Here is a 26,856-nt window from a genome sequence, read left to right on the forward strand (position 1 = left end):
ACTACAAGACCTTCGCCGACATCGCCCACGAGGTGGGAGCCTACCTGTTTGTGGACATGGCCCACGTGGCCGGCCTGGTGGCCACCGGCCTCCATCCCAATCCGGTGCCCTATGCCGACGTGGTCTCCACCACCACCCACAAGACCCTCCGGGGTCCCCGGGGCGGCATGATCCTCTGCAAGGAGGAGCTGGCCAAGAAGATCGACTCCGCCATTTTCCCCGGCAGCCAGGGCGGCCCTCTGGAGCACATCATCGCCGCCAAGGCGGTGGCCCTGGGCGAGGCCATGAAGCCCGAGTTCAAGGCCTATCAGGAGCAGGTGCTCCGCAACGCCAAGGCCATGGCCGCGTCCCTGATGGAGTCCGGCTTTGACCTGGTCTCCGGCGGCACGGACAACCACATGATGCTGGTAGACCTGCGCAAGGCGGGGGTCACCGGCAAGGAGCTGGAACACCGGCTGGACGAGGTGAACATCACCGTCAACAAGAACGCCATCCCCAACGACCCGGAGAAGCCCTTTGTCACCAGCGGCATCCGGGTGGGCGTGCCCGCCGCCACCACCAGAGGCTTCGACGAGGAGGACATGAAAGTGGTGGGCCGCCTGATCTGGCAGGCCGCCACCGACTTCGAGGCCCAGGCCGACGCCATCCGCGCCAAGGTGGCCGAGCTGACCGCCAAACACCCTCTGTACGAATAAGAACCGATAAAACGAGACGCCCGGGGCTTTTCCGGGCGTCTCGCTTTATATATCCAGGATCACCGGTCCATTGGTCCACTCCAGCCCGCAGGGGCGGGGCAGGGGGGAGCACAGGGCGTACAGGTCGGTGCAGCGGGCCTCAAGCTCAAAGAGCCGCCGGGCGGGCTGAGGCAGCCGCCGGGCGTGGGCGCTCTTTACCAGTATGGGCAGGGAGGCCCGCTCTCCCATGTCCCGAAGCAGCGCCTGCCCCCGGCGGTTGAAGCCCAGCACCCGCAGATAGGGCGGGGCGGCGGGGCGGTCGGCGGCGGTCAGGCCCAGGAAAGCCCACAGCACCAGCCGCCGGATTCTGGCATGGGTGTACCGCTTGGTCTTGGCGGCGGCGCAGAACGCCTCGATAGAGCAGCTGGTCCTGGCCGCCTCCGTCAGCCGCCGGGGCAGGCCCTCGGCGGAGCCGCTGTCCGGCAGGGTGGCGAAGGCGGACTCGTCCATGGTCCGCAGTCTGGCCAGAACCGCCCGCTCACACTGCTCCAGACCGGCGGGGCAGCGGCCAGGTTCTGCGGCTTGGGCGAGGAGGGAGGCCGTGGACTGCGGCAGATAGCGCCCGGCCTCCTCCCACCGGCCTTCATGCAGCATGGTCCGGACGGCGGAGGCGGAGGCAAAGCCGCCCGCCGGGGCGGCGGCGTCGTGGCCGGCGCCCACCCGGGATACGGCCAGGGGCGTGATGGGGGAGCGGAGCAGCGTCAGCCCCTTCAGGTACTCCCCGTCCAGGTTGTTGTTGGGTGTGCTCAGGCAGCCGGCCGCCGGGCCGATGAGACGCTCCGCCGCCGCCTGCCGGGCTGCGGGGAAGGACACGCCGCGGCTCAGCTCTTCCCGGAGCAGCGCCCGGTGGGCGTCTGTGAGCAGGCAGTCGGCGGCGGCGGAGAGGGACGTGGCATCCCCGCTCTCACAGCCGAAGGACAGCACATCCACCACACCGGTGGCCGCCAGGAGGGTCACTGCACCCTGGGCGAAGGCCTCTGCCGACGCAGCTGCCCACACGGTAGGCAGCTCCAGCACCAGGTCGGCGCCGCCCAGCAGGGCGCACTCTGCCCGCAGCCATTTGTCCGCCACAGCGGCCTGGCCCCGCTGGACGAAATTCCCGCTCATGACGCAGACGATGCCGGCGTCTCCGCCCAAAAGCCGCTTGGTTTCGGCAATATGCCAGCCATGGCCCAGGTGAAAGGGGTTGTATTCCGCCACAATACCGGCAACCTGCATGAATTTCCCTCCGAAATGAAGAATTCTTCGATTTGCTGCAAAAAAGGTGTTGTCCTTTCGGGACAAAGGGGATAAAATAGAGTATGCTTATTCTACTACGGAATCATCCTGCCCGCAAGGCGGAGAACGATTTGCAAAAGGAGAGACTAGTTACATGAAGGTACTCGTCATCAACGCAGGAAGCTCTTCCCTGAAGTATCAGCTGATGGACCCGGCCACCCGGGACGTGCTGGCCAAGGGCCTGTGCGAGCGCATCGGCATCGACGGCCGCCTGACCCACAAGGTGCCCGCCAAGGACCAGAAGTTTGAGGCTGAGATCCCCATGCCCACCCACGCCGAGGCCATTGAGGCCGTGCTCCAGGCCCTGACCGACAGCGAGCACGGCGTCATCGCCAGCATGGACGAGATCGACGCTGTTGGCCACCGCGTGCTGCACGGCGGCATGGCCTTCACCGAGAGCTGCATCATTGACGACGCCTGCATCGAGGCCATCAAGGAGTGCATCCCCCTGGGCCCCCTGCACAACCCCGCTAACCTGATGGGCATCGAGGCCTGCCAGAAGGTCATGCCCACCAAGCCCCAGGTGGCCGTGTTCGACACCGCCTTCCACATGACCATGCCCGAGAAGGCCTACACCTACGCCATCCCCTACGAGTACTACGAGAACGACAAGGTCCGCCGCTACGGCTTCCACGGCACCTCTCACCGCTATGTCTCTGCCCGCGCCGCCGCCCTCATGGGCCGCGATCCCAAGGGCCTGAAGCTCATCTCCTGCCACCTGGGCAACGGCTCCTCCCTGGCCGCCATCGTGGACGGCAAGTGCGTGGACACCACCATGGGCCTTGGCCCTCTGGCCGGTGTTCCCATGGGCACCCGCGCCGGCGACATCGACGCCACCATCCTGGAGTACCTGATGGGCCGGTATGGCTATGACATCAAGGAGATGCTCAATATCCTGAACAAGAAGTCCGGCGTGCTGGGTATTTCCGGCGTGTCCTCCGACTTCCGCGACCTGGAGAGCGCCGCCGCCGAGGGCAATCACCGCGCCCGCCTGGCTCTGGATGTGTTCTACTATGACGTGAAGAAGTTCATCGGCGCCTACGCCGCCGCCATGGGCGGTGTGGACGGCATCATCTTCACCGCCGGCGTGGGCGAGAACGCCGCCGGCACCCGTATGGCCATCGCCTCCGGCCTGGAGTATATGGGCGTGAAGATGGACGCGGAGAAGAACAACACCCGGGGCAAGGAGGCCATTATCTCCGCTGACGACTCCAAGGTGACTGTGATGGTCATTCCCACCGACGAGGAGCTCATGATCGCCTCTGATACTGCCGAGATCGTCTCCAAGCTGTAAGAAAAACAGAACTTGGGGCCTATTTGCCGGGAGCGGGACCGTTATGCGGTTCCGCTCCCGGTATTTTTGGACACAGATGGGGAAATGAGCCTTTACGGGCAATCGAACACATGTTACACTTATAAAATAAGAAGACGGTGCGGGGACTGTCCCGGAAGAGAGCCCTGCAAACCGGCAGAAAAGGAGGCCGTGGATATGGCGTACCGGCCTTTGGCAGACGAGATCCGTCCGGACAGCCTGGACGACGTGGTGGGACAGAAGCATATCCTGGGGGAGGGGGGACTCCTGCGCCGCATCATCGAGAGCGGCAAGATCCCCAACCTGGTCTTTTACGGCCCATCGGGTACCGGCAAGACCACGGTGGCCAACATCATCGCCCGCCGTTCCGGCCGGGCCCTGCGGCGGATCAACGCCACCACCGGGTCCCTCTCCGACATCAAGGACGTGATCGCGGACGTGGGCACCATGCTGGCTCCAAACGGCATTCTGCTGTACCTGGACGAGATCCAGTATTTTAACAAGAAGCAGCAGCAGTCCCTGCTGGAGGTCATCGAGAAGGGGGATGTGACCCTGGTGGCCTCCACCACGGAGAACCCCTATTTCTATGTCTACAACGCGGTTCTCAGCCGGTCCACGGTCTTTGAATTCAAGCCGGTGACAGCGGAGGAGGTGCTGCCCGCCGTGGACCGGGGCATCGCCATCATGGAGCAGCGGCTGGGAGAGCAGGTGGTCTGTGAGGACGGAGTGCGGGAGCATATCGCCTCTGCCTGCGGCGGCGACGTGCGCAAGGCCATGAACGCGGTAGAACTGCTGCTCAACTCCGCCCGGCGGAGGGACGGCGTGCTGACCGTGACGCTGGAGGACGCCAGAGCGGTGGCCCAGCGGTCGGCCATGCGGTACGACAGGGAGGGGGACGACCACTACGACATCGTCTCCGCCCTCCAGAAGTCGGTCCGGGGCTCCGACCCGGACGCAGCTCTCCACTATCTGGCCCGGCTGCTGGAGGCGGGGGATCTGGTCTCCGCCTGCCGGCGGATGATGGTCATGGCCTGTGAGGACGTGGGGTTGGCCTATCCACAGATCATCCCCATTGTCAAGAGCTGCATCGACGTGGCCAATATGCTGGGCCTGCCCGAAGCCCGGATTCCTCTGGCCGACGCGGTGGTGCTGATGGCCACGTCGCCCAAGTCCAACTCCGCCTATGTGGGTATGAACCGGGCCATGGCGGACATACGGGCGGGGAAGACGGGGGACATTCCCCGCCACCTTCAGAATGTCCACGCCGACTCTGCCGGCATGGAGCGGGAGCAAGGATATCTGTATCCCCATGACTATCCCCATCACTATGTAAAGCAGCAGTACTTGCCGGATAAGCTGGTAGGGGCCGTGTACTACGAGTACGGCGAAAACAAGACCGAGCAGGCCGCCAGGCGCTACTGGGATGAAATCAAGGGAGATTGAGAGCAATGAAGACGGGACTGGTATTGGAAGGCGGCGCGTTCCGGACGATCTTTTCCAGCGGCGCCTGTGACGGACTGCTGGCGGCGGATATCATGCCGGACTACTGCGTGGGCGTGTCTGCGGGCATCGCCTACGGCGTCAGCTATATCTCAAAGCAGAGCGGGCGCAACCTGGAGATCCTCACCCGCTATGCCAACGACAAGCGGTACATGGGAGTGAACAATATCTTCCGGCCGGGCAACCACCGGTGCTACTTTGGGCTGAAGTTTACATACGACGATATCCCCAACCAGCTCATTCCCTTTGACTATGAGACCTTTGCCGCATTCCCGGGGGAGGTGGAGGCGGTGGTCACCAACATGGACACCGGCGAGGCGGAATACCTCCCTGTGCCCAAACAGGACGAGCACTTTGAGCTGCTCCAGGCCACCTGCGCGCTGCCCTTCCTTTTCCCGGTCTACCACATCAACGGCAAGCCCTATATGGACGGCGGCACGGCGGACGCCATCCCCTACGACCACGCGGTGGAGAAGGGCTGTGACCGGGTGGTGGTGATCCTCACCCGGGAGAAGTCCTATGTCCGCAAGACAGAGTCCATCCAGCCGCTGATCGACCGATTCTACCGGAAGTACCCCAAGTTCTGCGACGCCATGCGCCGCCGGGCGGAGGTGTATAACGCCTGCCGGGAGAAGCTGTTCCGCCTGGAGAAGGAGGGACGGGTGCTGCTCATCGCGCCCACGAACACCCAGGGCTTCTCCCGCACAGAGCGGGACCTGGCAAAGATCAAGGCGCTGTATCAGGATGGATACCAGCAGGCGGTGGCCCGGCAGGAGGAGATCAGGGCGTTCTTAAAGAGCTGAAGGAGAAGCTGGCGACACAGAAAGAGAACAAGCAGAGGTACCACGGCGGCAGACCGGGTATCTCTGCTTGTTTTAGTTTCAACCAATGGTTGAACCCATGAAACAATGGGGGTGATTTACTTTATGTACGAGATCACTTAAAATAGTTTGTGAAAAAAGTGTCACTCTGACGAAAATGTACACGGTGACGCTGGAAAGAGGGAGGAACAGATATGCTTCGAAGGTTCAAGAAAGGAATTGCCACGGCACTGCTCATTGCCATGGCGGCAGGGCTTGCGGGCTGCGGCAGCGGAGAGGCGCCGTCCAGCACCGAGCCGTCCTCTGCGGCTCCGGGACTGTACACAGCCGGTACATACAGTGCCGAGGTCCAGGGCATGGAGAGCACGGTCAAGGTGAGTGTGACTGTCAGCGAGAGCGCCATCACCGATGTGACCATCGACGTCTCCGGCGAGACCGCCGGCTATGGCGCCGACGTGGGGGAGCCCATGAAGGAGGCCATCCTGGAGGCCCAGTCCGCTGAGGTGGACGGCGTCTCGGGGGCTACCATTACCAGCGACGCCGTTAAGTCCGCTGTCCAGCAGTGCCTGGACCAGGCCATGGGCAAGGAGCCCGAGGAGGTGGGCGGCTATACGGCGGGGACCTATACCGCCGAGGCAGAGGGCCGCAACGGCCCCATCGCCGTGTCCGTCACCTTCAGTGAGGACGCCATTGAGGACGTTGAGGTGACAGATCAGGCGGAGACCTTTGGCCTGGCCTGGGGCCTCTCCACCTCTCCCATTGAGGTCCTGCCGGAGGAGATCGTGCGCTGGCAGTCGCTGGGCGTGGATTCCGTCTCCGGCGCCACCCTGACCAGCGCCGCGCTGAAGGCGGCGGTGGCGGACTGCGTGACCCAGGCCGGCGGAAACGCGGATGCGCTGAAGAACGTGCCCGCCACGGACAAGGAGCCCGCCGACGAGACCTATGATGCCGACGTGGTGGTGGTGGGCGCAGGCGCGGCCGGCCTGAGTGCCGCGATCGCGGCGACGGATCAGGGCGCCAAGGTAATTGTCCTGGAGAAGCAGGGCGTCACCGGCGGTGCGGCAGCCCGCAGCGGCGGCAAGATCGTGGCCGCCGGAACAAAATGGCAGGAGGCCCAGGGCATCACGGACACCCCTGACATGATGTTCGACTATTTCAAGGAGATCGGCGGCGACCTGCTGGACGACGATCTGGTCCGGCTCTACTGCGACAACTCCGCGGAAAACATGTACTGGCTGGAGAGCAAGGGCGTGGTGTTCCAGGATGTGGAGGCCATTCACAGCTCCCTGTCTCCCTGGCGTGTGCACAATCCCCAGGGCGGCGGCGGCCAGAAGAGCGGCGGCAGCGGCAACGGCGCCCAGATCACCGTGCCTCTGACCAAGGACCTGGAGGAGAGCGGCGTTGAGATCCTGTACAATGTGTGCGCGGATGAGCTGCTGCGCGGGGACGACGGCGCGGTGGCAGGTGTCTCCGGCGCCCGTCCGGACGGCAGCCGCGTGACGGTCAATGCAAAATCGGTGGTGCTCTGCACTGGCGGCTACGCCCAGAACAAAGAGACGATGGAGCGCTATGCCACGACCACCGAGGGGTTCACCACCTTGGTCCCGTCCAGCAACACGGGCGACGGCCTGATTATGGCCCAGGCGGTGGGCGCGCAGGTCTTTGACAGCCCGGCCACCCAGGTCATCTATGTCAGCATGACCTGCGGCGTGGGCATCAAAGAGGAGGCCGGCCTCATTGTCAACGCCAGAGGCGAGCGCGTAGTCAACGAGTACACCTATCAGTACCACGTGGGTCAGGGGATCGCCAACAGTGGCTGCTCCTACGGCTATTACATTGCCTCCGCCAACGACCCCAACGCTACCGTTCAGTACGGCCTGACCCTGGACAGCACGCCCCACGCCTCCACCGCGGCGGAGCTTGCCCAGCAGATCGGCGTGGACCCGGAGGTGCTGGAGGCCACCATCAGCAGATACAACGAGCTGTGCGCCCTGGGTGTGGACGAGGACTCCGGAAAGCCGCAGGACAAGATGGTGCCCATTGAGGGCGAGATCTACGCCCTGCGCCTGGACCCCTCGGTGACCGTGACCTACGGCGGACTGGTGACCGACACCAGCGGACATGTGCTGGACGAGAACGACCAGCCGATCTCCGGGCTGTATGCTGCCGGTGAGGTGGCTTTTACCGGTCTGTGCGGCGAGGAGTACCCCAGCTGCGGCCTGGCGGTGGGAACCGCCACATTCTATGGGAGAGTCGCAGGCGAGAATGCCGCCAAGGCGGAATAATCAAATGATATGTCCCTCGAAAGAGCTGACGCCGGGTGACCGGCGCCAGCTCTTTTTGTCGGACGGATGTTCCAAAACACGGGATTTTCTGCTATAGTAGTCTCATACGGAAGTGGAGGGGTCAAGGTGAACACAGCAGCGCTGACATATTTTTTGGAGACATGCCGCTGCGGCAGTTTTTCAGAAGCGGCGGAGCGGCTCTATCTCTCTCCGCAGGGCATCAGCAAGGCGGTGAGAACGCTGGAGGAGGAACTGGGCTGCCCCCTCTTTCTGCGGACGCCCGGAGGCGTCAGGCTGACAGAGCAGGGCGTCCTGGTCCGCACATACGCCCAGCGGATCATGGAAGAGGTAAACCAGATGCAGGAGGAGCTGAACCGGATCTCGGGCACGCCGGTCCATCGGGGCTGTCTGGGTATCACCATGGGCGCGTCGGAAGTCCTCGGCAGGGAGAAGCTGTTTCAGATTCAGAGGATGGCCTCCCAGGCCGGGATGAGCTGGGTGGATTCCGTGGATCTTCTCTGCGAAGAGGAAGTGCTGAGCGGGACCTATGATCTGGCGATCACCGCCGGTCCGGTGGACAGGAATAAATTTTCCGCCAAGACGTTATATAAAGGGAATCTGTGTGCCTTTGTCCACAAGTCCCATCCCTTCTATAGGCGGGAATTCATTACCTATTCCGACCTGAAAGGTCAGCGCATCATCACAACCAATTCCAAGTTTCGCACCTACCATCAGCTGGTGGATGCCTGCCGCCATTACGGCTTTGAGCCCAAGATCATCGCGACGACGATCACGCTGCGGGACACCTGCCGCAGCTATCCGGACAAGACAGTGATCGGGGTCAGCACCTATCTGATCCTAGGCAAGATCAATTACCAGGATTTCCGGGCCGTTCCCATTGTCGATGAGAATTACTGCTGGGAGCTGGTGCTGATCGCCAAAAAGGGAAAGCGGCTGTCCGACGCCCAGACCGGGCTCTACAAAAGAATCCTGACCTGTATCCACCCAGAGGGGCCGGCAGCTCTATTGTAAAATCTAAAGAACTCTATTGACAATTAAGTGACCATATGATATATTCTAATCACCTTAAGGAGGCGGTCGAATGAAAGATGTACTGCCGGGAACCACGGTCGAAGCCGATCTGAGACGGCCTGACGCAGCGGATATGCTGCTGTCCCCGCTGTTCCTCACCGGAGGCCTGACACTTTCCCAGGTCTCCCAGCTGACGGGGCTGGAGTCTTACGTCATCCAGAATTGGGTGAAACGGGGATTTGTGTCCCCGCCGGAGCGAAAAAAATACAGCCGCAGACAGTTCTGCCGTATCCTGTTTATCAACATGCTGAAGGATGTCCTTCAGCTGGAGAAAATCTGCCAACTTTTATCCTACGTCAACGGTGTGCTGGCCGACGAGTCAGACGACCTGGTGGACGATTCCTATCTCTACACCTGCCTGGTCCGCCTGCTTGGGCGGCTGGAGGAGACGCCTATGCCGGAGGAGGAAGAGCTGGTTCGCTGGTGCGACGAAGTGCTCTTTGACTATGGCGATGAGCCCCGTCCGGGCGCCCGGAGGAGGGTGAGCCGTACCCTGCGGGTTCTTCTCACAGCCTACCAGGCTGCCCGTCTCAAGCGGGAGGCGGAGGGGCTGATCCGGACGCTGGAGGAACCCGGGGAAGGAGCGCCTGCGGCTTTTCAATAAATTTTCCAGAGGCGTCACATTTTCCGCATGAGAACACATATTCAAAATGAAAGGAGGGGAGAGCGATGGAGGCCTGGCTGGAATCACTGACCGCGCTGCAGCGGGTGATGCTGTTTATCGCAGTGCCCGCCACGCTGCTGCTCCTGATCCAGACGGTGATGCTGTTCATCGGCCTGGGGGGCGGCGACGGGGATGCTGATGGCGCGGATCTGGACGGGGACGGTATCCCGGACGGCGATGGCCTGGATCTGGACGGGGACGGTATCCCGGATGGGATCGAGGCGGAGGCTGTGGACCTGGATGGGGACGGAATTCCCGACGGGCTCCACGGAGGCATTCACCCCGACGGCGATGCCGGAACAGACAGCGATACCCATGGCGGATTCTTCAGCGGACTGCACATCTTTACCATCCGCGGCTTCATCACATTTTTCACCCTGTTCGGCTGGAGCGGCCTGCTGTTCCTGACGCTGGGCCTGCACTGGCTGCTGTCCCTGTTCCTGGCGGTCCAGATCGGTATCATCGGTATGGTGGCTGTGGCCGTGATCCTGCGTGAGGCCATGCGCCTCCAGTCCGATGGAACCCTGGACGTCCGCAATGCACTGGGAGAGCGGGGGAGCGTGTACCTGACCGTGCCTGCCCGTGGGCAGGGGACCGGCAAGGTGAACGTCACCGTGCAGGAGCAGCTGCGGGAGTTTGAGGCCGTCACAGAGCAGAGCGACCCCATCCCCACCGGCTCGGAGATCATCGTGACCGGGCTGGCGGAGGACGGCGTGCTTATCGTATCCCCGGTTGCGTCTGAGAGAGAAGAAGTATAAACCTACGACAGAATGAAGAAGGAGAGAATTGTATGGATCAGATCATCACCCTCGTACTGATTTGCGTCGTTGTGGTCATCCTGTTTTCCCTGGTCCTGTTCCTCATCAAGCGATATAAGAAGTGTCCCTCCGACAAGGTCATGGTCATCTACGGTAAGGTGGGCAACAACAAGGACGGCTCCACCCGCAGCGCCAAATGTATCCACGGCGGCGCGGCCTTTATCTGGCCCGTCATCCAGGCCTATGAGTTCCTGGACCTGACCCCCATGTCCATCTCCGTGGACCTGGAGAACGCCCTGTCCCGGCAGAACATCCGCATCAACGTGCCCTCCCGCTTCACCGTTGGCATCTCCACCGAGCCCGGCGTCATGCAGAACGCCGCCGAGCGCCTGTTGGGCCTCCGGCTCCAGGAGATCCAGGAGCTGGCCAAGGACATTATCTTCGGTCAGCTGCGCCTGGTCATCGCCACCATGGACATCGAGGAGATCAACACCGACCGCGACAAGTTCCTGGAGGCTGTGTCCCGCAACGTGGAGGGCGAGCTGAAGAAGATCGGCCTGCGGCTCATCAACGTGAACGTGACCGACATCAGCGACGAGTCCGGCTACATCGACGCCCTGGGCAAGGAGGCCGCCGCCAAGGCCATCAACGACGCCAAGAAGAACGTGGCTGAGCGGGACCGTGACGGTTCCATCGGCGAGGCCAACGCCCACCGTGACCAGCGTATCCAGGTTGCCCAGGCTGACTCCGCCGCCATCCAGGGCGAGAACAGCGCCAAGGTTGAGGTGGCCATGTCCAACGCCCAGCGCCGGGAGAAGGAGGCCGAGGCCACCCGTATCGCCACTGCCGCCGAGAAGATCGCCGCCGCCCAGGCCCTGGAGGAGGCCTACGCCGCTGAGCAGAAGGCCGAGGCTGCCCGTGCCGCCCGTGAGAAGGCCACCCAGGAGGCAGACATCATCGTCAAGACCGAGATTGACAAGCGCCGCAAGGAGCTGGAGGCCGAGGCTGAGGCCGAGCAGATCCGCCGGAAGGCACAGGGCGAGGCCGACGCCATCCGCGTGAAGATGGAGGCCGAGGCCGCCGGTACCCAGGCCCTGCTGGTGAAGCAGGCCGAAGGTCTGCGGGAGATCGTGGCCGCCGCCGGCGGCGACGCCGACGAGGCGGTGCGCCTCATGCTGGCTGACAAGATGGAGCAGCTCATGCGCATCCAGGTGGACGCCATCAAGAACGTGAAGATCGACAAGGTCACCGTCTGGGACGGCGGCCAGGGCCAGGACGGCAAGACCGGTACCGCCGGGTATATCTCCGGTCTGATGAAGTCCATCCCGCCCATGAGCGAGATGTTCGACATGGCGGGCATGAACCTCCCCAAGTTTCTGGGGGAGAAGAAGGAAGAGCCTGCCCAGCCCACCGCTGAGCCCGCTCCCAAGCAGGAGCCCGAGCAGAAGTAAATACAACGAACAATGCCGGAGGTCTGCGACTCGCAGACCTCCGGCATTTCTCTGCCTTGTTCAGGGGAAAATAGATATGACGAAGCCCCCGACCGGCGGCCGGGGGCTTGCTGTCTCTGTGAACTCAGTAGGCGACCACAATGCCGCCGTCGTTGGCGTAGACTGTGCTGATGCCGCCGGTCTCGCAGATGATCACGTCGTGGAACCGGCAGGACTTGAGGGCCTGCTCCTTGAGGTAGAAGGCGCGCTCCAGGCAGTTGCAGTGGGTGATGCACAGAGTGCGCCCGGCGTGCTTCTCGTCGGCCTCCATGAGGGAGAGCATCTTCCCCAGGGCCTGCTTCATGGACAGCGCCTGCCCCCGCTTGCAGATCTCTCCCTCGGGCGTGGAGCCCATGAGCAGCTTGATCTTCAGCGTGCCGGTGACAATGGACTGGAGCCGGGTAAGCCGGCCATTCTTGCGCAGGTTGTCCAGGTTTTCCAGCACAAAGAGGGTCTCCATCTCGTTGATATAGCGGGAGGTGCGGCTGACCACCGTGTCAAAGTCCTTGCCGGAAGAGGCCAGCTCCTGGATCTTCAATGCGGTGAGCACCTCGCCGGAGGAGGCGGAGCAGGAGTTGAAGATGTGCACGTGGGCATCGGGGTGCTCCTCCAGATACATGGCGCGGGCCTGTGCGGCGCTGTTGTGGGAGCCGGACAGCAGGGCGGAGAGGGTGACCACATAGATGTCGTCCGCGCCGCACTCCATGGCGTCCAGATACTGAGCAGGGGAGGGGCAGGCGGAGGAGGGGGCCTTTTCGCTCTCCTTCATCCGCCACAGCAGGGCGGCCTGGTCAAAGGAGGCGTCGTCCACCACCACGGTGTCGCCCACCCGGATGGTGAGGGGAACGCTGATAAAGTTCCCGCTGCGCAGCATGGCGGGCGTCAGGTCACAGCAGCTGTCCACAATAATTTTAAAACTCATATCGTCAATCTCCAGATGTAATATTAAAAATAAGATTGTCGCCTGTGTTATTGTATCATGGGCATCATGGAATGTAAAGGGAAAAAAGAACGACAGGCAGAAAAACCTTGCGTCTGTAATGGGCGAAAAACAGCGCAAATACAGATTTTTCTACCTGTCGAAATGCCTTATGATTCCGCGGAGCCGTCCGCCTCTTCCTGGGCGATCTCCCGGAGCAGCTTCTGGTCCTCCTTGGAGGAGAGGTCCAGCTTGGCGTACATATCGGGTCGGCGGTCCCGGGTGCGGATGATGGACTGCTTCCGCCGCCATTTGGCGATGTTCTTGTGGTCGCCGGACCGGAGGATAGGGGGGACCTTCCGCCCGTGCCACTCCTCGGGGCGGGAGTACTGGGGGTACTCCAGCATGCCGTTCCAGTGGCTCTCGTCCTCAAAGCACTCCGGGTCGGAGAGCACGCCGGGCACCAGCCGAGCCACCGCGTCGGCCACCACCATGGCGGCCAGCTCGCCGCCGGTGAGCACAAAGTCGCCGATGGAGATCTCCTCGTCCACGCACTCCTCAATGAAGCGCTCGTCAATGCCCTCATAGTGGCCGCACACCAGGATCAGGTGGTCGTAGTCATCCCGCAGGCGCTTGGCGTCCGCCTCCCGGAAGGTCTTGCCGGCGGGGGACATGTAGATGGTGTGGCCGGGGCCGTAGGTGTCCGTGATGTGCTTCCAGCACTGGTAGAGGGGGTCGGCCTGCATCACCGCACCCCGTCCGCCGCCGTAGGGGTAGTCGTCCACCTGCTTCTGCTTGTTGAGGGTGTAGTCCCGGATCTGGTGGGCCTCAATGCGGATAAAGTCCCGCTCCTGGGCCCGGCCCAGAATGGACTCGTTCATCATATCGCCCACCGTCAGATCAAAGAGGGTCATGATGTCGATTCTATACATCGCTCTCCATCCCCTCGATGAGATGCACCCGGATATAGCCGCCCTCCACGTTGGTCTCCTTCAGGAACGCATCCACGGCGGGGATCAGGTAGGAGTGGGCGCCGCCCTTCACCACGTAGACCTCGTGGGCAGGGGGGGTGAGGATGTCCCTGATCTCGCCCAGCACCTCACCGGTGTCGGCGTCCCGCACCTCCAGGCCCATCAGGTCGGCCAGGAAGTGGCGGCCGTCGGGCAGTTCCACGCCGGTGCGGTCGATGGACACCTTCTTGCCCTTGAGCCGCATGGCGGCGTTCACGTCGGACACGCCCTCCAGGGTGGCCAGCACGTTGCCCTTGTGGACCCGGGAGGAGCGGACCGGGACCGGCTGGCCGTCGATGTAAAGCACATCGAACTGACAGAGAAACTCCGGGCTGTCGCACCAGGGGACGATCTTCACCTCGCCCTGGACGCCGTGGGTATTCACGATCTGACCGGCTTCGAGAAATTTGTTTTTCATGCTTACCTCCGATTGCAGACGGCAGTCCGTCCATATGCGCATGAGGGAACAAAAAACGGCGGGTCAGCCCCGCCGTTTTTCAGTCTACAATTTCGACAGAGACCCTGGTCCCGTTCTTCTGGGCAACAGAGCGCATCAGCGTGCGGATCTCCTTGGCGATACGGCCCTGACGGCCGATGACCTTGCCCATATCCTCGGGAGCGACCCGGAGCTCCAGGACGGTCTCGTCCTCGCCCGCGTGCTCCGTGACGGACACCGCCTCGGGGTGGTCCACCAGGTTCTGGGCGATATAAGTGAGCAATTCCTTCATGCTGCCCTCCTAGCAGGCCGCCGCTCAGATGGCGTTAGCCTTCTTCAGCAGAGCCTTCACGGTCTCGGTGGGCTGAGCGCCGGTCTTGATCCAAGCCTGGGCGCGGTCAGCGTCGACCTTGATCTCGGCGGGAGTCACCAGGGGATTGTAAGTGCCGATCTCCTCGATGAAGCGGCCGTCACGGGGATAACGGGAGTCAGCCACCACGATACGATAGAAAGGAGCCTTCTTGGCGCCCATCCGACGAAGTCTGATTTTAACCATTGTATCTTCACCTCCAAAATTATTTCACATCTATATGGAAGCGCCCCGGGGGACGCTAACCAACCACGTTAAAAGGGAAAGCCGCCCTTTTTGCCCAAGCCGCCGAACCCGCCGAAGCGGCCCTTTTTGGCCATCTTCCGCATCCGGCCGCCGGTCATCTGCTTGGTCATCTGCTGCATCATCTCAAACTGCTTGAGCAGCCGGTTCACATCCACCACCTGGGTGCCGCTTCCGGCGGCGATCCGCTTCTTGCGGCTGTTGTTGAGCAGGGAGGGGTTCTCCCGCTCCTCAGGGGTCATGGAGAGGATGATGGCCTCGGTGCGGCCCAGAGCCCGCTCGTCTACGCTGGCGCCCTCCAGCGCCTTGGCGTTGACGCCGGGGAGCATCCCGGCGATGTCCGCCAGGGAGCCCATGTTCTTCACCTGGACCAGCTGGTCGTAGAAGTCGGTGAGGGTGAGGCGGTTTTTCCGCATCTTCTGCTCCAGCTCCGCCGCCTTCTGCATGTCAAAGGACTGCTGGGCCTTCTCGATGAGGGAGAGCACGTCGCCCATGCCCAGGATGCGGGAGGCCATGCGGTCGGGGTGGAACACCTCGATCTGATCCAGCTTTTCGCCGGTGCCGATGAACTTGATGGGCTTGCCGGTGACGGCCTTGATGGAGAGGGCCGCGCCGCCTCGGGCGTCGCCGTCCAGCTTGGTGAGCATGACGCCGGTCAGGTCCAGGGTCTGGTCGAACACCTTGGCGGCGTTGACTGCGTCCTGACCGATCATGGCGTCCACGATGAGGAGAATCTCGGTGGGGGAGACGGCCTCTTTCATACGGGAGAGCTCGGCCATGAGCTCGTCGTCCACATGGAGCCGGCCGGCGGTATCCAGAAACACGATGTCGTTGCCGTGGGTTCTGGCGTGTTCGATGCCGGCCTTGGCGATCTCCACCGGGTCGCCCAGTCCCTGCTGGAACACAGGCACGCCCAGCTGTCCGCCCACGACCTCCAGCTGCTGGATGGCGGCGGGACGGAAGGTGTCGCAGGCCACCAGAAGGGGGCGCTTGCCGTTCTGCTTCTTCATGTAGCCGGCCAGCTTGGCGCCGTTGGTGGTCTTGCCGGCACCGTTGAGGCCCACCAGCATCACCACCGTGGGCGGCTTGGAGGAGATGGTCAGCTTGGCGCTCTCACCGCCCATCAAGGCGGTCAGCTCCTCGTTGACGATCTTGACGATCATCTGGGCGGGGGTGAGGCTCTCCAGCACGTCGGAACCCACAGCCCGCTCGGTGACCTTGGCCACAAAGTCCTTGACGACCTTGTAGTTGACGTCGGCCTCCAGCAGGGCCATGCGGATCTCCTTCATGGCCTCCTTCACGTCGGACTCAGTGAGGCGGCCCTTGCCCCGCAGCTTTTTGAATGCGTTGGAGAGCTTTTCGGTTAATCCTTCAAATGCCATGGGGTCACTCCTGCTTCATCTGGGCCACGGTGTCCTTGATCTGCCGGCAGAGGCCCTCAATGGCCGGGTCTCCGCTGCCGCGCTGGTCGTTCATCTCCATGATGCTGTCGGCAAAGCGGTCGATGTCGGAGAGCTGGGACTGCATTTTCTGGAAGCGGCGGATGATGCCCGTCTTGTCCTCCAGCTCCTGCATGATGCCCTCCGCCCGGACGATCACGTCCCGGACGCCCTGGCGGGTGATGTCGTAATTCTCGGCGATCTCAGCCAGAGAGAGGTCCTCATTATAATAGAGGTCAAAGAATTCCTTCTGCCGGTCGGTGAGCATGTCACCGTAAAAGTCGAACAGGAGCGCCATGCGGTAAGCCTGGTTTTTCATTCTTCAGCCTCCCTTCGGTTTCGTAAAGCGCATCAGCTTTACAACGTTGGTTATGATACAATATTTTGTGGTTTTTGTCAAGACGAAAATGGAAGATGGCTCGGGGAAATTTTCCGACAATCTGAACAAGGAGCCATAAGCGTTGCGTTTCCCCTGCGGCGGAGACAATCTTTTGGATTTGGGGGTGTCAAAAGAGAGGAATCGTTGTATAATAAGGCTTGTCAATTTTCCATGCCTCTCTGTGCGATTTCGCCTAAAACCGGCAGCAGGAGGGAGGCAAGAAAGGATGAGCGCGGATGACCGAAGTCACCCGAACGGAACTGCTGCCCGGCGTGTATCTCACGGCGGTGCATACCATGAAATTCAAATCCTCCTACATGGGGATTCAGCTTCTCACACCCCTGAGTGAGGAGCATGCCGCCGCCAACGCCCTGGTGCCCATGGTGCTGCGGTGGGGTACGGAGCGCTGCCCGGACATGGAGCGCCTGTCCGCCGCACTGGATGAGCTGTACGGCGGGGCGGTGGAGCCCATTGTGCGCAAAAAAGGGGAGACCCAGTGCGTGGGCTTTGTGGCCAGCTTTTTGGACGACGCCTATGTGCCCGACGGCACCCCTATTCTGGAGCGGGCCGCCGCTCTGCTGGGGGAACTGCTGCTCACCCCGGCCAGGGAGAACGGCGGCTTTGTCTCCGCCTATGTGGAGCGGGAGCGTTCCAACCTGGTGGACCGCATCCGGGCCCAGGTCAACGACAAGCGGCAGTACGCCGTGCTCCGGCTGGTGCAGCTGATGTGCCAGGGGGAGCCCTACGGGGTGGACCGGCTGGGCAGCGAGCCCAGTGCCGCCGCCATCACCAATGAAGAACTGTGGACGCGCTATCAGACCCTGCTGTCCGGCGCCCGGGTGGAGCTCTATTTCTCCGGCTCCGCTCCCTTTGGCCGGGTGGAGGCCGCTTTCCGCAGCGCACTTTCCCAGCTGAAAGGCCGTGCCGTGGAGGACATCTCCATTGGCCGGAACGGGATCGGCGTGGGAGAGGAGACGCCCCGGAGCTTTGAGGACGCGCTGGATGTGACTCAGGGCAAACTGGCCATGGGCCTGCGGACTGACATCCAGGTGACGGATGCGGAATACCCCGCGCTGATGCTCTTCAACGCCGTGTTCGGCGGCACCACCACCTCCAAGCTTTTCCTCAATGTGCGGGAGAAGCTGTCGCTGTGCTACTACGCCAGCTCCCAGCTGGAGAAGTTCAAGGGCCTGATGCTGGTGTCCTCCGGCGTGGAATTTGACAAGCGGGATGCCGCCCAGAGCGAGATTCTGGCCCAGCTGGAGAAGTGCCGCCGGGGCGAGATCGAGCCCTGGGAGCTGGAGGCCGCCCGCCGCAGCGCGGTGAGCAGCCTGAAGAGCATGCTGGACAGCCAGGGCCGCATGGAGGACTTCTGGCTGGGGCTGGCCGTGGGCCGGGGAGACGGGCCGGAAACGCTGACTGCCAAGCTGGAGCAGGTCACCGTGGACCAGGTGGCCGCGGCCGCCCGCCGGGTGCGGCTGGACAGCATCTATTTCCTCAAGGGGAAGGAGGAACACCAGTGAATCGCAAGGAATATCCCCGGATGGGGGAGACCGTCTTTTCCGCCCGACTGGAGAACGGTCTGACCGTCTACGTGGATGTGAAGCCGGATTTTCAGAAGAGCTACGCCTTTTTCGCCACCGACTACGGCGGCATGGACATGAAATTCCAGCTGGACGGCCAGTGGCACGACACCCCTGCCGGGGTGGCCCATTTTCTGGAGCACAAGACCTTTGACACCAAGGACGGCAACGCCCTTCAGGACCTGGCGGCCAATGGCGCCAGCCCCAACGCCTTCACCAGCTCAGCCATCACGGGCTACTACTTTGAGAGCACGGAAAAATTCTATGAGAATCTGAAGATCCTGCTCTCCTTCGTCTCCCAGCCCTACTACACTCAGGAGAGCGTGGACAAGGAGCAGGGCATCATCGGCCAAGAGATCCGGATGATCGAGGACGACCCGGAGAACCAGGTGTACTACGCCATGCTGGAAGGGCTGTACGCCCATCACCCAATCCGTACCTCGGTGGCGGGGACCATCGATTCCATCTCCCGCATCACGGCGGATACCCTGAACCTGTGCCACAGCGCCTTTTACAACCCGGGCAACATGGTGCTCTGCGTGGCGGGCAACGTGGACCCGGAGAAGGTGTTGGAGATGGCCCGGGAGATCCTGCCCAAAGAGGGCAAGGGCTCCATCTCCAGGGACTACGGCCCCGCCGAGCCCCAGGCCGCGGCCAGGAGCCGGACGGAGCTGAAGATGGAGGTGTCCACCCCCATCTTCCAGCTGGGCTGGAAGATGGACCCGGCGCCCAGGGGGGAGGAGCAGTTCCGGCAGAAGCTGGTGGCGGAGCTCTCCTGCGAGGCCCTGCTGGGCAACTCCAGCCCTCTGTATGTCCGGCTGTACCGGGAGGGCCTGCTCAACAGCAGCTTCACCTACGGCTTTGACGGTTATCCCTCCTGCGCCTATGCCATGGCCGGCGGGGAGAGCACCGACCCGGACGCACTGGCCGCGGCCATTGCCGCCGAGGCGGAGCGGATCGGTCGGGAGGGCGTGGACCCGGCCCTGTTTGCCCGGCTGAAAAAGGGCATGTACGGCACCAAGGTGCGGGGCCTCAACTCCTTTGAGAATATCTGCGTGGGCATGGCCCAGGCCTACTTCGCCGGCTACGATATGCTCCGGTTCCCGGAGGTCTTTGAGAACATCAGCCAGGCGGACGTGGAGGCGTGCATCCGTACCTGCTTTACGCCGGAGCGGGCGGCGCTGGCCGTGGTGATGCCGGGGGAGGGACAGGCATGATCAACACGGTCTCTTTTCCCGGCCTGGGGCTGGAGTTCACGCTCAATAGGGTGGCGGCCAGCCCCTTTGGCTTCAACATCTACTGGTATGCCGTCATCATCGTGGCTGGCGCCGTTCTGGCCTGGTTCTATTGCAGCCGCAAGGGCCCCAAGCTGGGTATCAGCGACGACGACCTGACCGACCTGCTCATCTTTGCCGTGCCCCTTGCCCTGGTGGGGGCGCGGCTGTACTACATCCTGTTCTACCTGGACCTGTTCAAAAATGAGGACGGCAGCCTCAGCTTCAGTAGGATGCTGGACGTGCGGGATGGCGGCCTGGCCATCTACGGCGGCGTTATCGCGGCGGTCATCGTGCTGTTCTTTGTCTGCCGGTACAAGAAGATCCCCTTTCTGGCCTTTGCCGACCTGGGCGGCATGGGCCTGCTCATCGGCCAGTGCATCGGCCGTTGGGGCAACTTCGTCAACGTGGAGGCCTACGGCGGCCTGACCGACCTGCCCTGGCGGATGTGCTCCGAAAAAATTGCCAACGAGCTGTATGCCAAAGGGCTGGTGGATGCCGCCGGGTGGCAGCAGGTGATGGACGGCACCCTGGGCGTCCATCCCACCTTTTTCTACGAGTCGGCCTGGAACCTGGTGGGCTTCCTGCTCATCGTATTGATCTCCCGGAAGTGGCGCAAGTTCGACGGCCAGCTCTTCTTCACCTACCTGGCCTGGTACGGCGTTGGCCGGGGCATCATCGAGGGCATGCGTACCGACAGCCTCTACTTTATGAATACCCCCATCCGGGTGTCCCAGGTGTTGGGCTTTGCCTCCGCTCTGGTGGCGGCGGCCCTGTGGGTGTGGTTCTACCTGCACCGGCCCGCTCCGGATCAGCTGTGGGTGCACCGCCGGGCCGCCATGGAGGCGGCCAAAGCGGCGTCGCAGCAGGCGGACACGGACGAGAACAGAGACAAGGAGGACGAGGACAATGGCAGCGACCATCATTGACGGAAAGGCTCTGGCGGCCAAGTGCAAGGCCCGGATCAAGGACGAGGTGGAGCATCTCTCCAAGCGGCCCGGCCTGGCCGTGATCATCGTGGGGGACAATCCCGCCTCCCGCATCTATGTCAACCACAAGAAGAAGGACTGCGCCGAGTGCGGCATTTACAGCGAGGAGTACGCCCTGCCCGAGTGCGCCCGGCAGGAGGAGCTGCTGGAGCTCATCGGCCTGCTCAACGGCAGGGAGGACATTGACGGCATTCTGGTCCAGCTGCCGCTGCCCGCCCAGTTTGACGAGAAGGCGGTGCTCAACGCCATTGACCCTGGTAAGGACGTGGACTGCTTCCACCCCTATAATGTAGGCCAGCTGATGATCGGGGAGCACACCTTTCTGCCCTGCACGCCGGCCGGTGTGATGGCCATGCTGGACGAGTACCACATTGACCCCGCGGGGAAGCACGCGGTGGTGGTGGGACGCTCCAACATCGTGGGCAAACCCCAGGCCATGCTGCTGCTCCAGCGCCACGCCACCGTGACCATCTGCCACTCCCGCACCCCCGATCTGGGAGCCATCACCCGTCAGGCAGACATCCTGGTGGCGGCGGTGGGGAAGACCGGCCTCATCACCGCCGACATGGTGAAGGAGGGGGCTGCCGTCATCGACGTGGCCATGAACCGGAACGCGGAGGGAAAGCTCTGCGGCGACGTGGACTTTGAGGCGGTAAAGGAGAAGGCATCCTTTATTACCCCGGTGCCCGGCGGTGTGGGGCCCATGACACGGGTCATGCTGCTGGAGAACACCCTCACTGCGGCGCGGGTCCACGGGAAGTAAACGGCAATAAACGAAAAACATCCTGGAGCATCTGCTCCAGGATGTTTTTATGGAAAGGGAAGACGGGTGCAAAAAGGCCCCTGCGCTTGAGCGCAGGGGCCTTTTCTCAGTTCAGAGAATCACACGGCGCGGGTGACCTTACCCGAACGGAGGCATCTGGTGCACACATAGACGTGCTTGGGCGCACCGTCCACGATCGCCTTAACACGCTTCACGTTGGGCTTCCAGGGACGGTTGGTGCGGCGGTGAGAGTGGGACACCTGAATGCCGAACACAACGCCCTTGTCGCAAAATTCACACTTGGCCATTCGCTAAACCTCCTCGCTCGTCAGGTTTTGCTTACAAAGCATCGACTGATATAATAACAGAAACTGCGGAAAAATGCAAGCTTTTTTTCAAAGAAAGATAAACGGGGCAAAAATTGAGGCAAACACAGGCGAAAGAGGAGAAAAACGGCCCTATTTCGTCCGTACAGATGGAGAATAAAAAACAGAGAAATTCAGTCCAGTCCGGCGGCGGCCACCAGATCGGCCATGGAGTAGAGGCCGGGCTTCTCCACGCCGGCCAGGAATCGGGCCGCCTTGACCGCACCGGCGGCAAAGACCTCCCGGGACTGGGCGGAGTGGCGCAGTTCAATGACCTCGTCCCGTCCGGCAAAGATGATCTCGTGGTCACCCACGATGGTGCCCCCCCGGACAGAGGAGATGCCGATCTCGTGGGGGTCTCTGGGCTTGCGGACGGACTGCCGCTCGTAGACGTACTGGGGCTGGTAGGGGAGGGCGGAGGCCGCCGCGTCGGCGATCATCAGGGCGGTGCCGCTGGGGGCGTCCACCTTCCGGTGGTGATGCCGCTCCACGATCTCCACATCGTAGTCGCTGCCCAGGATGGAAGCGGCCCGGCGCACCAGCTCCAGCAGCACATTGATGCCCAGGGACATGTTCCCGGAGCGGAAGATGGGCACCAGCTTGGCGGCCTCGTCGATGGCGGTCAGCTGCTCCTGAGAGTAGCCGGTGGTGGCCAGGACCAGGGGGACCTTGCGGGTGGTGCCGAACTCCAGCAGGCCCTGGAGGGCGGCGGGGCTGGAGAAGTCGATGACCGCGTCCACCTCACCGTCGAACTCAGCGGGGGAGGTACAGACCTTGAAGTCCCGGTCGCAGGTGCCCAGGATATCAAAGCCCACGGCGATTTCAATGTCCGGCGCGGAGCGGCAGATATCCTCCACCACCCGGCCCATGTGGCCGTTGCAGCCGGAAATACCGATTCGGAGCATAATTCAACGTCCCTTTCCGTGGCGCGGGCGCTGCCCGCGCGGATGAGCCGCGCTGCGGCTTTCTGACAGTCAGGCCTTGAGCAGGCCCATCCGCTGCATGGAGGCCTTCAGGCTCTCCAGGTGGGCGGGGGAGATGTCACACAGGGGCAGGCGGAGGCCGCCGGCCTTCATGCCCATCAGGTCCATGGCAGCCTTGATGGGGATGGGGTTGACCTCGATGAAGAGAGCGTCGATCAGGTCCATGTACTCCACCTGGAGCTTGGAGGCGGCGGCGAAGTCGTCGTCCAGGCACAGGTGGCTCATCTTCACCATGACCTGGGGGACGATATTGGCGGCCACCGAGATGACGCCCTTGGCGCCCAGACTCATCATGGGCACCACCTGGTCGTCGTTGCCGGACCAGATGTAGAAGTCTTCGCCGCAGAGGAAGCGGGTGTGGGCCAGCAGGGAGAAGTTTCCGCTGGCCTCCTTGACGCCGTTGAACCGGGGGTTCTGGGAGAGAACCTTGTAGGTCTCGGCGGTGAAGGACACACCGGTGCGGGAGGGGACGTTATAGAGGATGATGGGCAGCTCCACCCGGTCGGCGATGTACTCGTAGTGCTTGATCAGGCCGGTCTGGGAGCACTTGTTGTAGTAGGGGGTCACCAGCAGCAGGGCGTCGGCGCCGGAGTCCTGGGCGTGCTGGCACAGGTAGACGGCGGCGGTGGTGTCGTTGCTGCCGGCGCCGGCGATGACCTTGACCCGGTGGTTGACGTGCTTGACGCAGAACTCCACGGCGGCGATGTGCTCCCGGATGCTCATGGTAGCGCTCTCGCCGGTGGTGCCACAGACACACAGGGCGTCAATGCCGCTGTCGATCTGGGCGTCGATCTGGGCGGCAAAGGCGTCGTAGTTGATGGCGCCGCTGTCGTCAAAGGGAGTGACCAGCGCGGTGCAGGCGCCGGTAAAGACAGGTTCTCTCATATAGATGTACCTCCTCAGGTCAGGATGGATGAAGGATCAGGCGCGGGGCTCGATATAGCCCTCAGCGCACAGCAGCTCGGCCAGCAGCACGCCGCCGCCGGCAGCGCCCCGGAGGGTGTTGTGGGACAGGCAGACGAACTTGTAGTCATACTGGGTGTCCGGGCGGAGGCGGCCCACGGAGATGGCCATGCCGCCCTCCAGCTCCCGGTCCAGACGGGCCTGGGGACGGTCGGGCTCCTCAAAGTAGTGGATGAACTGCTTGGGGGCGGTGGGCAGGTCCAGCTCCTGGGCGCGGCCCTTGTAGCTGGCCCACAGGGCCTTGATCTCGTCCACGGTGGGCTTGTGCTCGAAGTCCACGAACACAGCGGCGGTGTGGCCGTTGGACACGGGCACCCGCAGGCACTGAGAGGTGATGGCGGGGGAGTCGGCGGTGACGATGACGCCGTTCTCTACCTTGCCCCACACCTTCAGGGGCTCCTTCTCGCTCTTCTCCTCCTCGCCGCCGATGTAGGGGATCAGGTTATCCACCATCTCGGGCCAGGTCTTGAAGGTCTTGCCCGCGCCGGAGATGGCCTGGTAAGTGCAGGCCAGCACCCGCTTGAGGCCGAAGGCCTCCTTCAGGGGGTGCAGGGCGGGGACGTAGCTCTGGATGGAGCAGTTGGACTTGACGGCGATGAAGCCGCGGGTGGTGCCCAGGCGGCGGCGCTGGGACTCAATGACCTGGAGGTGCTCGGGGTTGATCTCAGGCACCACCATGGGCACGTCGGGGGTCCAGCGGTTGGCGGAGTTGTTGGACACCACAGGGCACTCGTGGCGGGCGTAGTTCTCCTCCAGAGCCAGGATCTCGTCCTTTTTCATATCCACCGCGCAGAACACAAAGTCCACCATGGAGGCGATCTTGTCCACGTCCTCCTGAGCGTTCATGACGATGAGCTTCTTGGCCTCCTCGGGTATGGGAGTGTCCATGGCCCAGCGGTCGCCGATGGCCTCCTCATAGGTCTTGCCTGCGCTGCGGCCGCTGGCCGCCACGACGGTCAGATGGAACCAGGGGTGGTGCTCCATCAGGGTGACAAAACGCTGGCCCACCATACCGGTGGCGCCAATCACGCCTACTTTGTACTGCTTCATGTTCAGGACCTCCATCGCTCTCTTTTAACTTATGCTATTCCGGCGCCGGCCGGTTTAAGACCAGTGCCGGAAGGGAAACCAAAATGAATGACTGCGACCCGAAAAATGCATCCGGATAAAAAAAGAAATCAGCGGGTTTACATACCGGCTGATTTTGTACTATAATGTCAGGGACGGTCGCCCGGCCCCGGCACTACAAAAGCAGACAGCACTCCGCCGGAGGACCGGCGACAGTCGCAGGGCTGATGTGCCCGGCGCCCAGGAAAGGCGGTTCCGTACCCGCGCTCCCTTCGGCGGTTTTCCCTTTGACGCGGATCGCCGGGCCAGCGGAGCCCTCACCGCGCTACTTTTGAAAACCGCAACCTCTATCTTGCAGTAATTCAGTTGATTTTTGAAAATAGTATCACAACCGCTTTGCTGTGTCAATACAGGGAACGGCGGCAATCCCAAAGATTTGGAGTTTCCTATGAAAAAAAAGCTGATGCAATTTGCAGCGCTGGCTCTTGCAGCCGCGCTGGCGCTCCCTGCGCTTCCCGTGCCCGCCCAGGCGGCCAGCATCCCCATGAGTTCCAGCATCCGTATCGGGCTGACCTACGGTACCGACGCCGTCCCCGGCGCCAACCTGCTCAACAGCACCGGCAGCGGCTACCGGCTGGGCTACTATGACGACAGCCTCAACTTCGTCCAGCTGGGCTATACCGCGGAGACGGGCATCTCAGTGGTCAAGACCCAGAACGTGTGGTACGGCCCCCTCTCCAGCGGTCTGAACGGCTATACCGACGCCCAGACCTCGTCCATCGCCGTGGGCTGCTACCACATCCAGCTGCCGGGCACTTATACGACCTTTGAGCAGGCGTCCGCTGCGGCGGCTGCTGTGTCCGGCGGATTCCCCGCCTGGACCAACGGGACCTATACGGTCCGGATGGGGGCCTACCTCACCTCGGAGGAGGCCAATACGGCCCTGACCGCACTGGGCGTCTCGGGCGCCACGGTTACCGGCACCAGCAGCTACGGCGTGTCTGTGGTCAAGACGGGCACCAGCACCATTCTCTTTCAGTTCGACGGCGGCGCGTCCCTCTCTCTGGGGGTGCTGCCCGGGCTGGACAACTCGGTCAAGACCCTGACCTGGTACGCCAAGCAGAAGTACTACGGCGGGTTCCGCTACCAGCGCATCAACGGCGGCAACCTGACGGTGGTCAATGTGGTGGACCGGGAGGACTACATCAACTGCGTCATCTCCCAGGAGATGAGCCCCTCCTGGCCGTTGGAGGCCCTGAAGGCCCAGGCGGTTACCGCCCGGAGCTATGCAGCCTCCTGCACGGGACGCCACACCTCCAGCGGCTTTGACCTGTGCGCCTCCACCCACTGCCAGGCCTATCCCGGCGCAGGCTCTGTCAACGACAATACATACCGGGCAGCCCAGGAGACGTCAGGCCAGTACGTATGGTACAACGGATCCATTGCGGAGACCTATTATTTCTCCTCGGACGGCGGCGCTACGGAGAGCGCCAAGAACGTCTGGGGCGGCGACCTGCCCTACCTGGTTGGTGTCACGGATCCCTGGGAGGCCACGGTGGCCAGCAAAATTTCCGGCTACAACTGGAGCTATACCTTTACCGCCGATGAGCTGGCTGCCAAGCTGCGCTCCTCCGGCCGCAACTGCGGCACGCTGGCCAGCGTGCGGGTGTCGGAATACACAGCCACAGGAAATGTAAGGGCGTTGACCTTTACGGATACAAAGGGCAGCAGCTGGACCATCACCGGCTGCGACAACTGCCGGATCTTCCTGGGCGTGAAGTCGCCCCGGTTCACCGTCACCGGAGGAAGCGGCGGGAGCTACTACGTTAACGAGGACGGCGGAACGCTGTCCTCTGTCTCGGGTGCCTACGCCATTGACGGCGGCGGAAATGTGTCCGCCATCAGCGGCACGCCCTATGTCATCACCGGCAGCGGCACAGAGGTGCTGACCTCCTCCGGCTCCACAGGCGGCAGCTTCACCTTCACCGGAGCCGGCTACGGCCACAACGTGGGCATGAGCCAGTGGGGCGCCTACGCCATGGCCCAGGCAGGGAAGACCTATGTGGACATTCTGAAGTTCTACTACACCGGCGTGGAGATCCGATAAACCAATCCGGCGTGTTATTTTCAATCTGAAA

Annotated in this window: 26 protein-coding genes and 1 riboswitch; of the genes, 14 read left to right on the forward strand and 12 right to left on the reverse strand. The window is 62.6% G+C overall.

What is annotated here, in order from left to right; translation table 11 throughout:
• On the forward strand, positions 1-695 hold a 695-nt coding region (glyA, locus tag Q0K23_RS08390; RefSeq protein ID WP_294520630.1), incomplete at its 5' end, for a serine hydroxymethyltransferase.
• 45 nt (positions 696-740) lie between these two features.
• Here the strand turns inward: glyA and Q0K23_RS08395 are convergent.
• On the reverse strand, positions 741-1,952 hold the full coding sequence (locus Q0K23_RS08395) for a nucleotidyltransferase family protein (RefSeq protein ID WP_294520633.1): 1,212 nt from the start codon (positions 1,950-1,952) through the stop codon (positions 741-743).
• 154 nt (positions 1,953-2,106) lie between these two features.
• On the opposite strand from Q0K23_RS08395, the gene Q0K23_RS08400 reads away from it, so the two are divergent.
• The 8 genes from Q0K23_RS08400 to Q0K23_RS08435 all read left to right on the forward strand — a co-directional run bounded on the left by Q0K23_RS08400 (position 2,107) and on the right by Q0K23_RS08435 (position 11,895).
• Complete coding sequence (locus tag Q0K23_RS08400) at positions 2,107-3,306, forward strand: acetate/propionate family kinase (protein ID WP_294520636.1); 1,200 nt, start codon at positions 2,107-2,109, stop codon at positions 3,304-3,306.
• Positions 3,307-3,501: 195 nt separating this feature from the next.
• Positions 3,502-4,767 carry a replication-associated recombination protein A gene (locus Q0K23_RS08405; protein ID WP_294520639.1) on the forward strand — a complete coding sequence of 422 codons (1,266 nt, stop codon included), beginning with the start codon at positions 3,502-3,504 and terminating at the stop codon, positions 4,765-4,767.
• Between the two features lie 5 nt (positions 4,768-4,772).
• Complete coding sequence (locus Q0K23_RS08410; RefSeq protein WP_294520642.1) at positions 4,773-5,627, forward strand: patatin family protein; 855 nt, start codon at positions 4,773-4,775, stop codon at positions 5,625-5,627.
• A 212-nt stretch (positions 5,628-5,839) separates the two neighbouring features.
• Complete coding sequence (locus Q0K23_RS08415) at positions 5,840-7,930, forward strand: FAD-dependent oxidoreductase (protein ID WP_294520646.1); 2,091 nt, start codon at positions 5,840-5,842, stop codon at positions 7,928-7,930.
• Positions 7,931-8,056: 126 nt separating this feature from the next.
• The gene (locus tag Q0K23_RS08420) at positions 8,057-8,962 is read left to right on the forward strand and encodes a LysR family transcriptional regulator (protein ID WP_294520649.1); all 906 of its coding nucleotides are present in this window, start codon (positions 8,057-8,059) and stop codon (positions 8,960-8,962) included.
• Positions 8,963-9,032: 70 nt separating this feature from the next.
• Positions 9,033-9,626: a DUF1836 domain-containing protein gene (locus Q0K23_RS08425; protein WP_294520652.1), complete on the forward strand. Its 594-nt coding sequence runs from the start codon at positions 9,033-9,035 to the stop codon at positions 9,624-9,626.
• A 65-nt stretch (positions 9,627-9,691) separates the two neighbouring features.
• Positions 9,692-10,444 carry a hypothetical protein gene (locus tag Q0K23_RS08430; protein WP_294520657.1) on the forward strand — a complete coding sequence of 251 codons (753 nt, stop codon included), beginning with the start codon at positions 9,692-9,694 and terminating at the stop codon, positions 10,442-10,444.
• Positions 10,445-10,476: 32 nt separating this feature from the next.
• Positions 10,477-11,895 carry a flotillin family protein gene (locus Q0K23_RS08435; RefSeq protein ID WP_294520660.1) on the forward strand — a complete coding sequence of 473 codons (1,419 nt, stop codon included), beginning with the start codon at positions 10,477-10,479 and terminating at the stop codon, positions 11,893-11,895.
• Between the two features lie 124 nt (positions 11,896-12,019).
• Here Q0K23_RS08435 and Q0K23_RS08440 read toward each other — a convergent pair whose 3' ends face one another.
• From Q0K23_RS08440 to ylxM, 7 genes are all read right to left on the reverse strand, one after another.
• A complete protein-coding gene (locus Q0K23_RS08440; protein ID WP_294520663.1) occupies positions 12,020-12,856 on the reverse strand; it encodes a DegV family protein in 837 nt (278 codons plus the stop codon).
• A gap of 167 nt (positions 12,857-13,023) precedes the next feature.
• Positions 13,024-13,785 (reverse strand): tRNA (guanosine(37)-N1)-methyltransferase TrmD, encoded by a 762-nt coding sequence (trmD, locus tag Q0K23_RS08445; RefSeq protein ID WP_294520666.1) that lies wholly within the window; start codon positions 13,783-13,785, stop codon positions 13,024-13,026.
• Positions 13,778-14,281, reverse strand: coding sequence for a ribosome maturation factor RimM (rimM, locus tag Q0K23_RS08450; RefSeq protein ID WP_294520670.1), 504 nt, complete (start codon positions 14,279-14,281; stop codon positions 13,778-13,780). Before rimM ends, trmD begins: the two co-directional genes overlap by 8 nt.
• Positions 14,282-14,360: 79 nt before the next feature.
• Positions 14,361-14,591 carry a KH domain-containing protein gene (locus Q0K23_RS08455; protein ID WP_040646823.1) on the reverse strand — a complete coding sequence of 77 codons (231 nt, stop codon included), beginning with the start codon at positions 14,589-14,591 and terminating at the stop codon, positions 14,361-14,363.
• Between the two features lie 24 nt (positions 14,592-14,615).
• The gene (gene rpsP, locus Q0K23_RS08460) at positions 14,616-14,855 is read right to left on the reverse strand and encodes a 30S ribosomal protein S16 (RefSeq protein ID WP_040646762.1); all 240 of its coding nucleotides are present in this window, start codon (positions 14,853-14,855) and stop codon (positions 14,616-14,618) included.
• A gap of 68 nt (positions 14,856-14,923) precedes the next feature.
• Positions 14,924-16,294 (reverse strand): signal recognition particle protein, encoded by a 1,371-nt coding sequence (ffh, locus tag Q0K23_RS08465; RefSeq protein WP_294520682.1) that lies wholly within the window; start codon positions 16,292-16,294, stop codon positions 14,924-14,926.
• A 4-nt stretch (positions 16,295-16,298) separates the two neighbouring features.
• Positions 16,299-16,670, reverse strand: a complete 372-nt coding sequence (gene ylxM, locus Q0K23_RS08470; RefSeq protein ID WP_294520685.1) for a YlxM family DNA-binding protein — start codon at positions 16,668-16,670, stop codon at positions 16,299-16,301.
• 296 nt (positions 16,671-16,966) lie between these two features.
• On the opposite strand from ylxM, the gene Q0K23_RS08475 reads away from it, so the two are divergent.
• From Q0K23_RS08475 to folD, 4 genes are read left to right on the forward strand one after another with little or no spacing between them, the layout of a single operon-like run.
• Entirely contained in the window at positions 16,967-18,253 is a 1,287-nt protein-coding gene (locus tag Q0K23_RS08475; protein ID WP_294520688.1) for an EF-P 5-aminopentanol modification-associated protein YfmF, read from the forward strand.
• Positions 18,250-19,530 (forward strand): EF-P 5-aminopentanol modification-associated protein YfmH, encoded by a 1,281-nt coding sequence (locus Q0K23_RS08480; protein WP_294520691.1) that lies wholly within the window; start codon positions 18,250-18,252, stop codon positions 19,528-19,530. The genes Q0K23_RS08475 and Q0K23_RS08480 overlap by 4 nt, the downstream gene beginning before the upstream one ends.
• On the forward strand, positions 19,527-20,516 hold the full coding sequence (gene lgt, locus Q0K23_RS08485) for a prolipoprotein diacylglyceryl transferase (RefSeq protein WP_294520694.1): 990 nt from the start codon (positions 19,527-19,529) through the stop codon (positions 20,514-20,516). The genes Q0K23_RS08480 and lgt overlap by 4 nt, the downstream gene beginning before the upstream one ends.
• A complete protein-coding gene (gene folD, locus Q0K23_RS08490) occupies positions 20,497-21,339 on the forward strand; it encodes a bifunctional methylenetetrahydrofolate dehydrogenase/methenyltetrahydrofolate cyclohydrolase FolD (protein ID WP_294520697.1) in 843 nt (280 codons plus the stop codon). The genes lgt and folD overlap by 20 nt, the downstream gene beginning before the upstream one ends.
• Before the next feature lie 119 nt (positions 21,340-21,458).
• On the opposite strand, the gene rpmB is transcribed toward folD, so the two are convergent.
• The 4 genes from rpmB to asd form a co-directional block, all read right to left on the reverse strand.
• On the reverse strand, positions 21,459-21,647 hold the full coding sequence (gene rpmB, locus Q0K23_RS08495) for a 50S ribosomal protein L28 (RefSeq protein WP_006572618.1): 189 nt from the start codon (positions 21,645-21,647) through the stop codon (positions 21,459-21,461).
• Between the two features lie 191 nt (positions 21,648-21,838).
• Complete coding sequence (gene dapB, locus Q0K23_RS08500; protein WP_294520702.1) at positions 21,839-22,609, reverse strand: 4-hydroxy-tetrahydrodipicolinate reductase; 771 nt, start codon at positions 22,607-22,609, stop codon at positions 21,839-21,841.
• Positions 22,610-22,678: 69 nt separating this feature from the next.
• Positions 22,679-23,572: a 4-hydroxy-tetrahydrodipicolinate synthase gene (dapA, locus tag Q0K23_RS08505; RefSeq protein WP_294520705.1), complete on the reverse strand. Its 894-nt coding sequence runs from the start codon at positions 23,570-23,572 to the stop codon at positions 22,679-22,681.
• A gap of 36 nt (positions 23,573-23,608) precedes the next feature.
• Positions 23,609-24,700, reverse strand: a complete 1,092-nt coding sequence (gene asd / locus Q0K23_RS08510) for an aspartate-semialdehyde dehydrogenase (protein WP_294520708.1) — start codon at positions 24,698-24,700, stop codon at positions 23,609-23,611.
• A 198-nt stretch (positions 24,701-24,898) separates the two neighbouring features.
• Positions 24,899-25,076: riboswitch (Lysine riboswitch) on the reverse strand.
• Positions 25,077-25,166: 90 nt separating this feature from the next.
• Here asd and Q0K23_RS08515 point away from each other — a divergent pair.
• Positions 25,167-26,825, forward strand: coding sequence for a SpoIID/LytB domain-containing protein (locus Q0K23_RS08515; protein ID WP_294520711.1), 1,659 nt, complete (start codon positions 25,167-25,169; stop codon positions 26,823-26,825).
• Positions 26,826-26,856 lie beyond the last annotated feature (31 nt).

Origin of the sequence: uncultured Pseudoflavonifractor sp. (assembly GCF_944387275.1) — a bacterium.
GTDB classification, from domain to species: domain Bacteria; phylum Bacillota; class Clostridia; order Oscillospirales; family Oscillospiraceae; genus Pseudoflavonifractor; species Pseudoflavonifractor intestinihominis.

What these genes read in the sequence shown, in the direction of transcription:
- Q0K23_RS08395 (WP_294520633.1), bottom strand. Translation starts at nt 1,952, where the DNA reads ATGCAGGTTGCCGGTATTGTGGCGGAATACAACCCCTTTCACCTGGGC.
- Q0K23_RS08400 (WP_294520636.1), top strand. Translation starts at nt 2,107, where the DNA reads ATGAAGGTACTCGTCATCAACGCAGGAAGCTCTTCCCTGAAGTATCAG.
- Q0K23_RS08405 (WP_294520639.1), top strand. Translation starts at nt 3,502, where the DNA reads ATGGCGTACCGGCCTTTGGCAGACGAGATCCGTCCGGACAGCCTGGAC.
- Q0K23_RS08410 (WP_294520642.1), top strand. Translation starts at nt 4,773, where the DNA reads ATGAAGACGGGACTGGTATTGGAAGGCGGCGCGTTCCGGACGATCTTT.
- Q0K23_RS08415 (WP_294520646.1), top strand. Translation starts at nt 5,840, where the DNA reads ATGCTTCGAAGGTTCAAGAAAGGAATTGCCACGGCACTGCTCATTGCC.
- Q0K23_RS08425 (WP_294520652.1), top strand. Translation starts at nt 9,033, where the DNA reads ATGAAAGATGTACTGCCGGGAACCACGGTCGAAGCCGATCTGAGACGG.
- Q0K23_RS08430 (WP_294520657.1), top strand. Translation starts at nt 9,692, where the DNA reads ATGGAGGCCTGGCTGGAATCACTGACCGCGCTGCAGCGGGTGATGCTG.
- Q0K23_RS08435 (WP_294520660.1), top strand. Translation starts at nt 10,477, where the DNA reads ATGGATCAGATCATCACCCTCGTACTGATTTGCGTCGTTGTGGTCATC.
- Q0K23_RS08440 (WP_294520663.1), bottom strand. Translation starts at nt 12,856, where the DNA reads ATGAGTTTTAAAATTATTGTGGACAGCTGCTGTGACCTGACGCCCGCC.
- trmD (WP_294520666.1), bottom strand. Translation starts at nt 13,785, where the DNA reads ATGTATAGAATCGACATCATGACCCTCTTTGATCTGACGGTGGGCGAT.
- rimM (WP_294520670.1), bottom strand. Translation starts at nt 14,281, where the DNA reads ATGAAAAACAAATTTCTCGAAGCCGGTCAGATCGTGAATACCCACGGC.
- Q0K23_RS08455 (WP_040646823.1), bottom strand. Translation starts at nt 14,591, where the DNA reads ATGAAGGAATTGCTCACTTATATCGCCCAGAACCTGGTGGACCACCCC.
- rpsP (WP_040646762.1), bottom strand. Translation starts at nt 14,855, where the DNA reads ATGGTTAAAATCAGACTTCGTCGGATGGGCGCCAAGAAGGCTCCTTTC.
- ffh (WP_294520682.1), bottom strand. Translation starts at nt 16,294, where the DNA reads ATGGCATTTGAAGGATTAACCGAAAAGCTCTCCAACGCATTCAAAAAG.
- ylxM (WP_294520685.1), bottom strand. Translation starts at nt 16,670, where the DNA reads ATGAAAAACCAGGCTTACCGCATGGCGCTCCTGTTCGACTTTTACGGT.
- Q0K23_RS08475 (WP_294520688.1), top strand. Translation starts at nt 16,967, where the DNA reads ATGACCGAAGTCACCCGAACGGAACTGCTGCCCGGCGTGTATCTCACG.
- lgt (WP_294520694.1), top strand. Translation starts at nt 19,527, where the DNA reads ATGATCAACACGGTCTCTTTTCCCGGCCTGGGGCTGGAGTTCACGCTC.
- folD (WP_294520697.1), top strand. Translation starts at nt 20,497, where the DNA reads ATGGCAGCGACCATCATTGACGGAAAGGCTCTGGCGGCCAAGTGCAAG.
- rpmB (WP_006572618.1), bottom strand. Translation starts at nt 21,647, where the DNA reads ATGGCCAAGTGTGAATTTTGCGACAAGGGCGTTGTGTTCGGCATTCAG.
- dapB (WP_294520702.1), bottom strand. Translation starts at nt 22,609, where the DNA reads ATGCTCCGAATCGGTATTTCCGGCTGCAACGGCCACATGGGCCGGGTG.
- dapA (WP_294520705.1), bottom strand. Translation starts at nt 23,572, where the DNA reads ATGAGAGAACCTGTCTTTACCGGCGCCTGCACCGCGCTGGTCACTCCC.
- asd (WP_294520708.1), bottom strand. Translation starts at nt 24,700, where the DNA reads ATGAAGCAGTACAAAGTAGGCGTGATTGGCGCCACCGGTATGGTGGGC.
- Q0K23_RS08515 (WP_294520711.1), top strand. Translation starts at nt 25,167, where the DNA reads ATGAAAAAAAAGCTGATGCAATTTGCAGCGCTGGCTCTTGCAGCCGCG.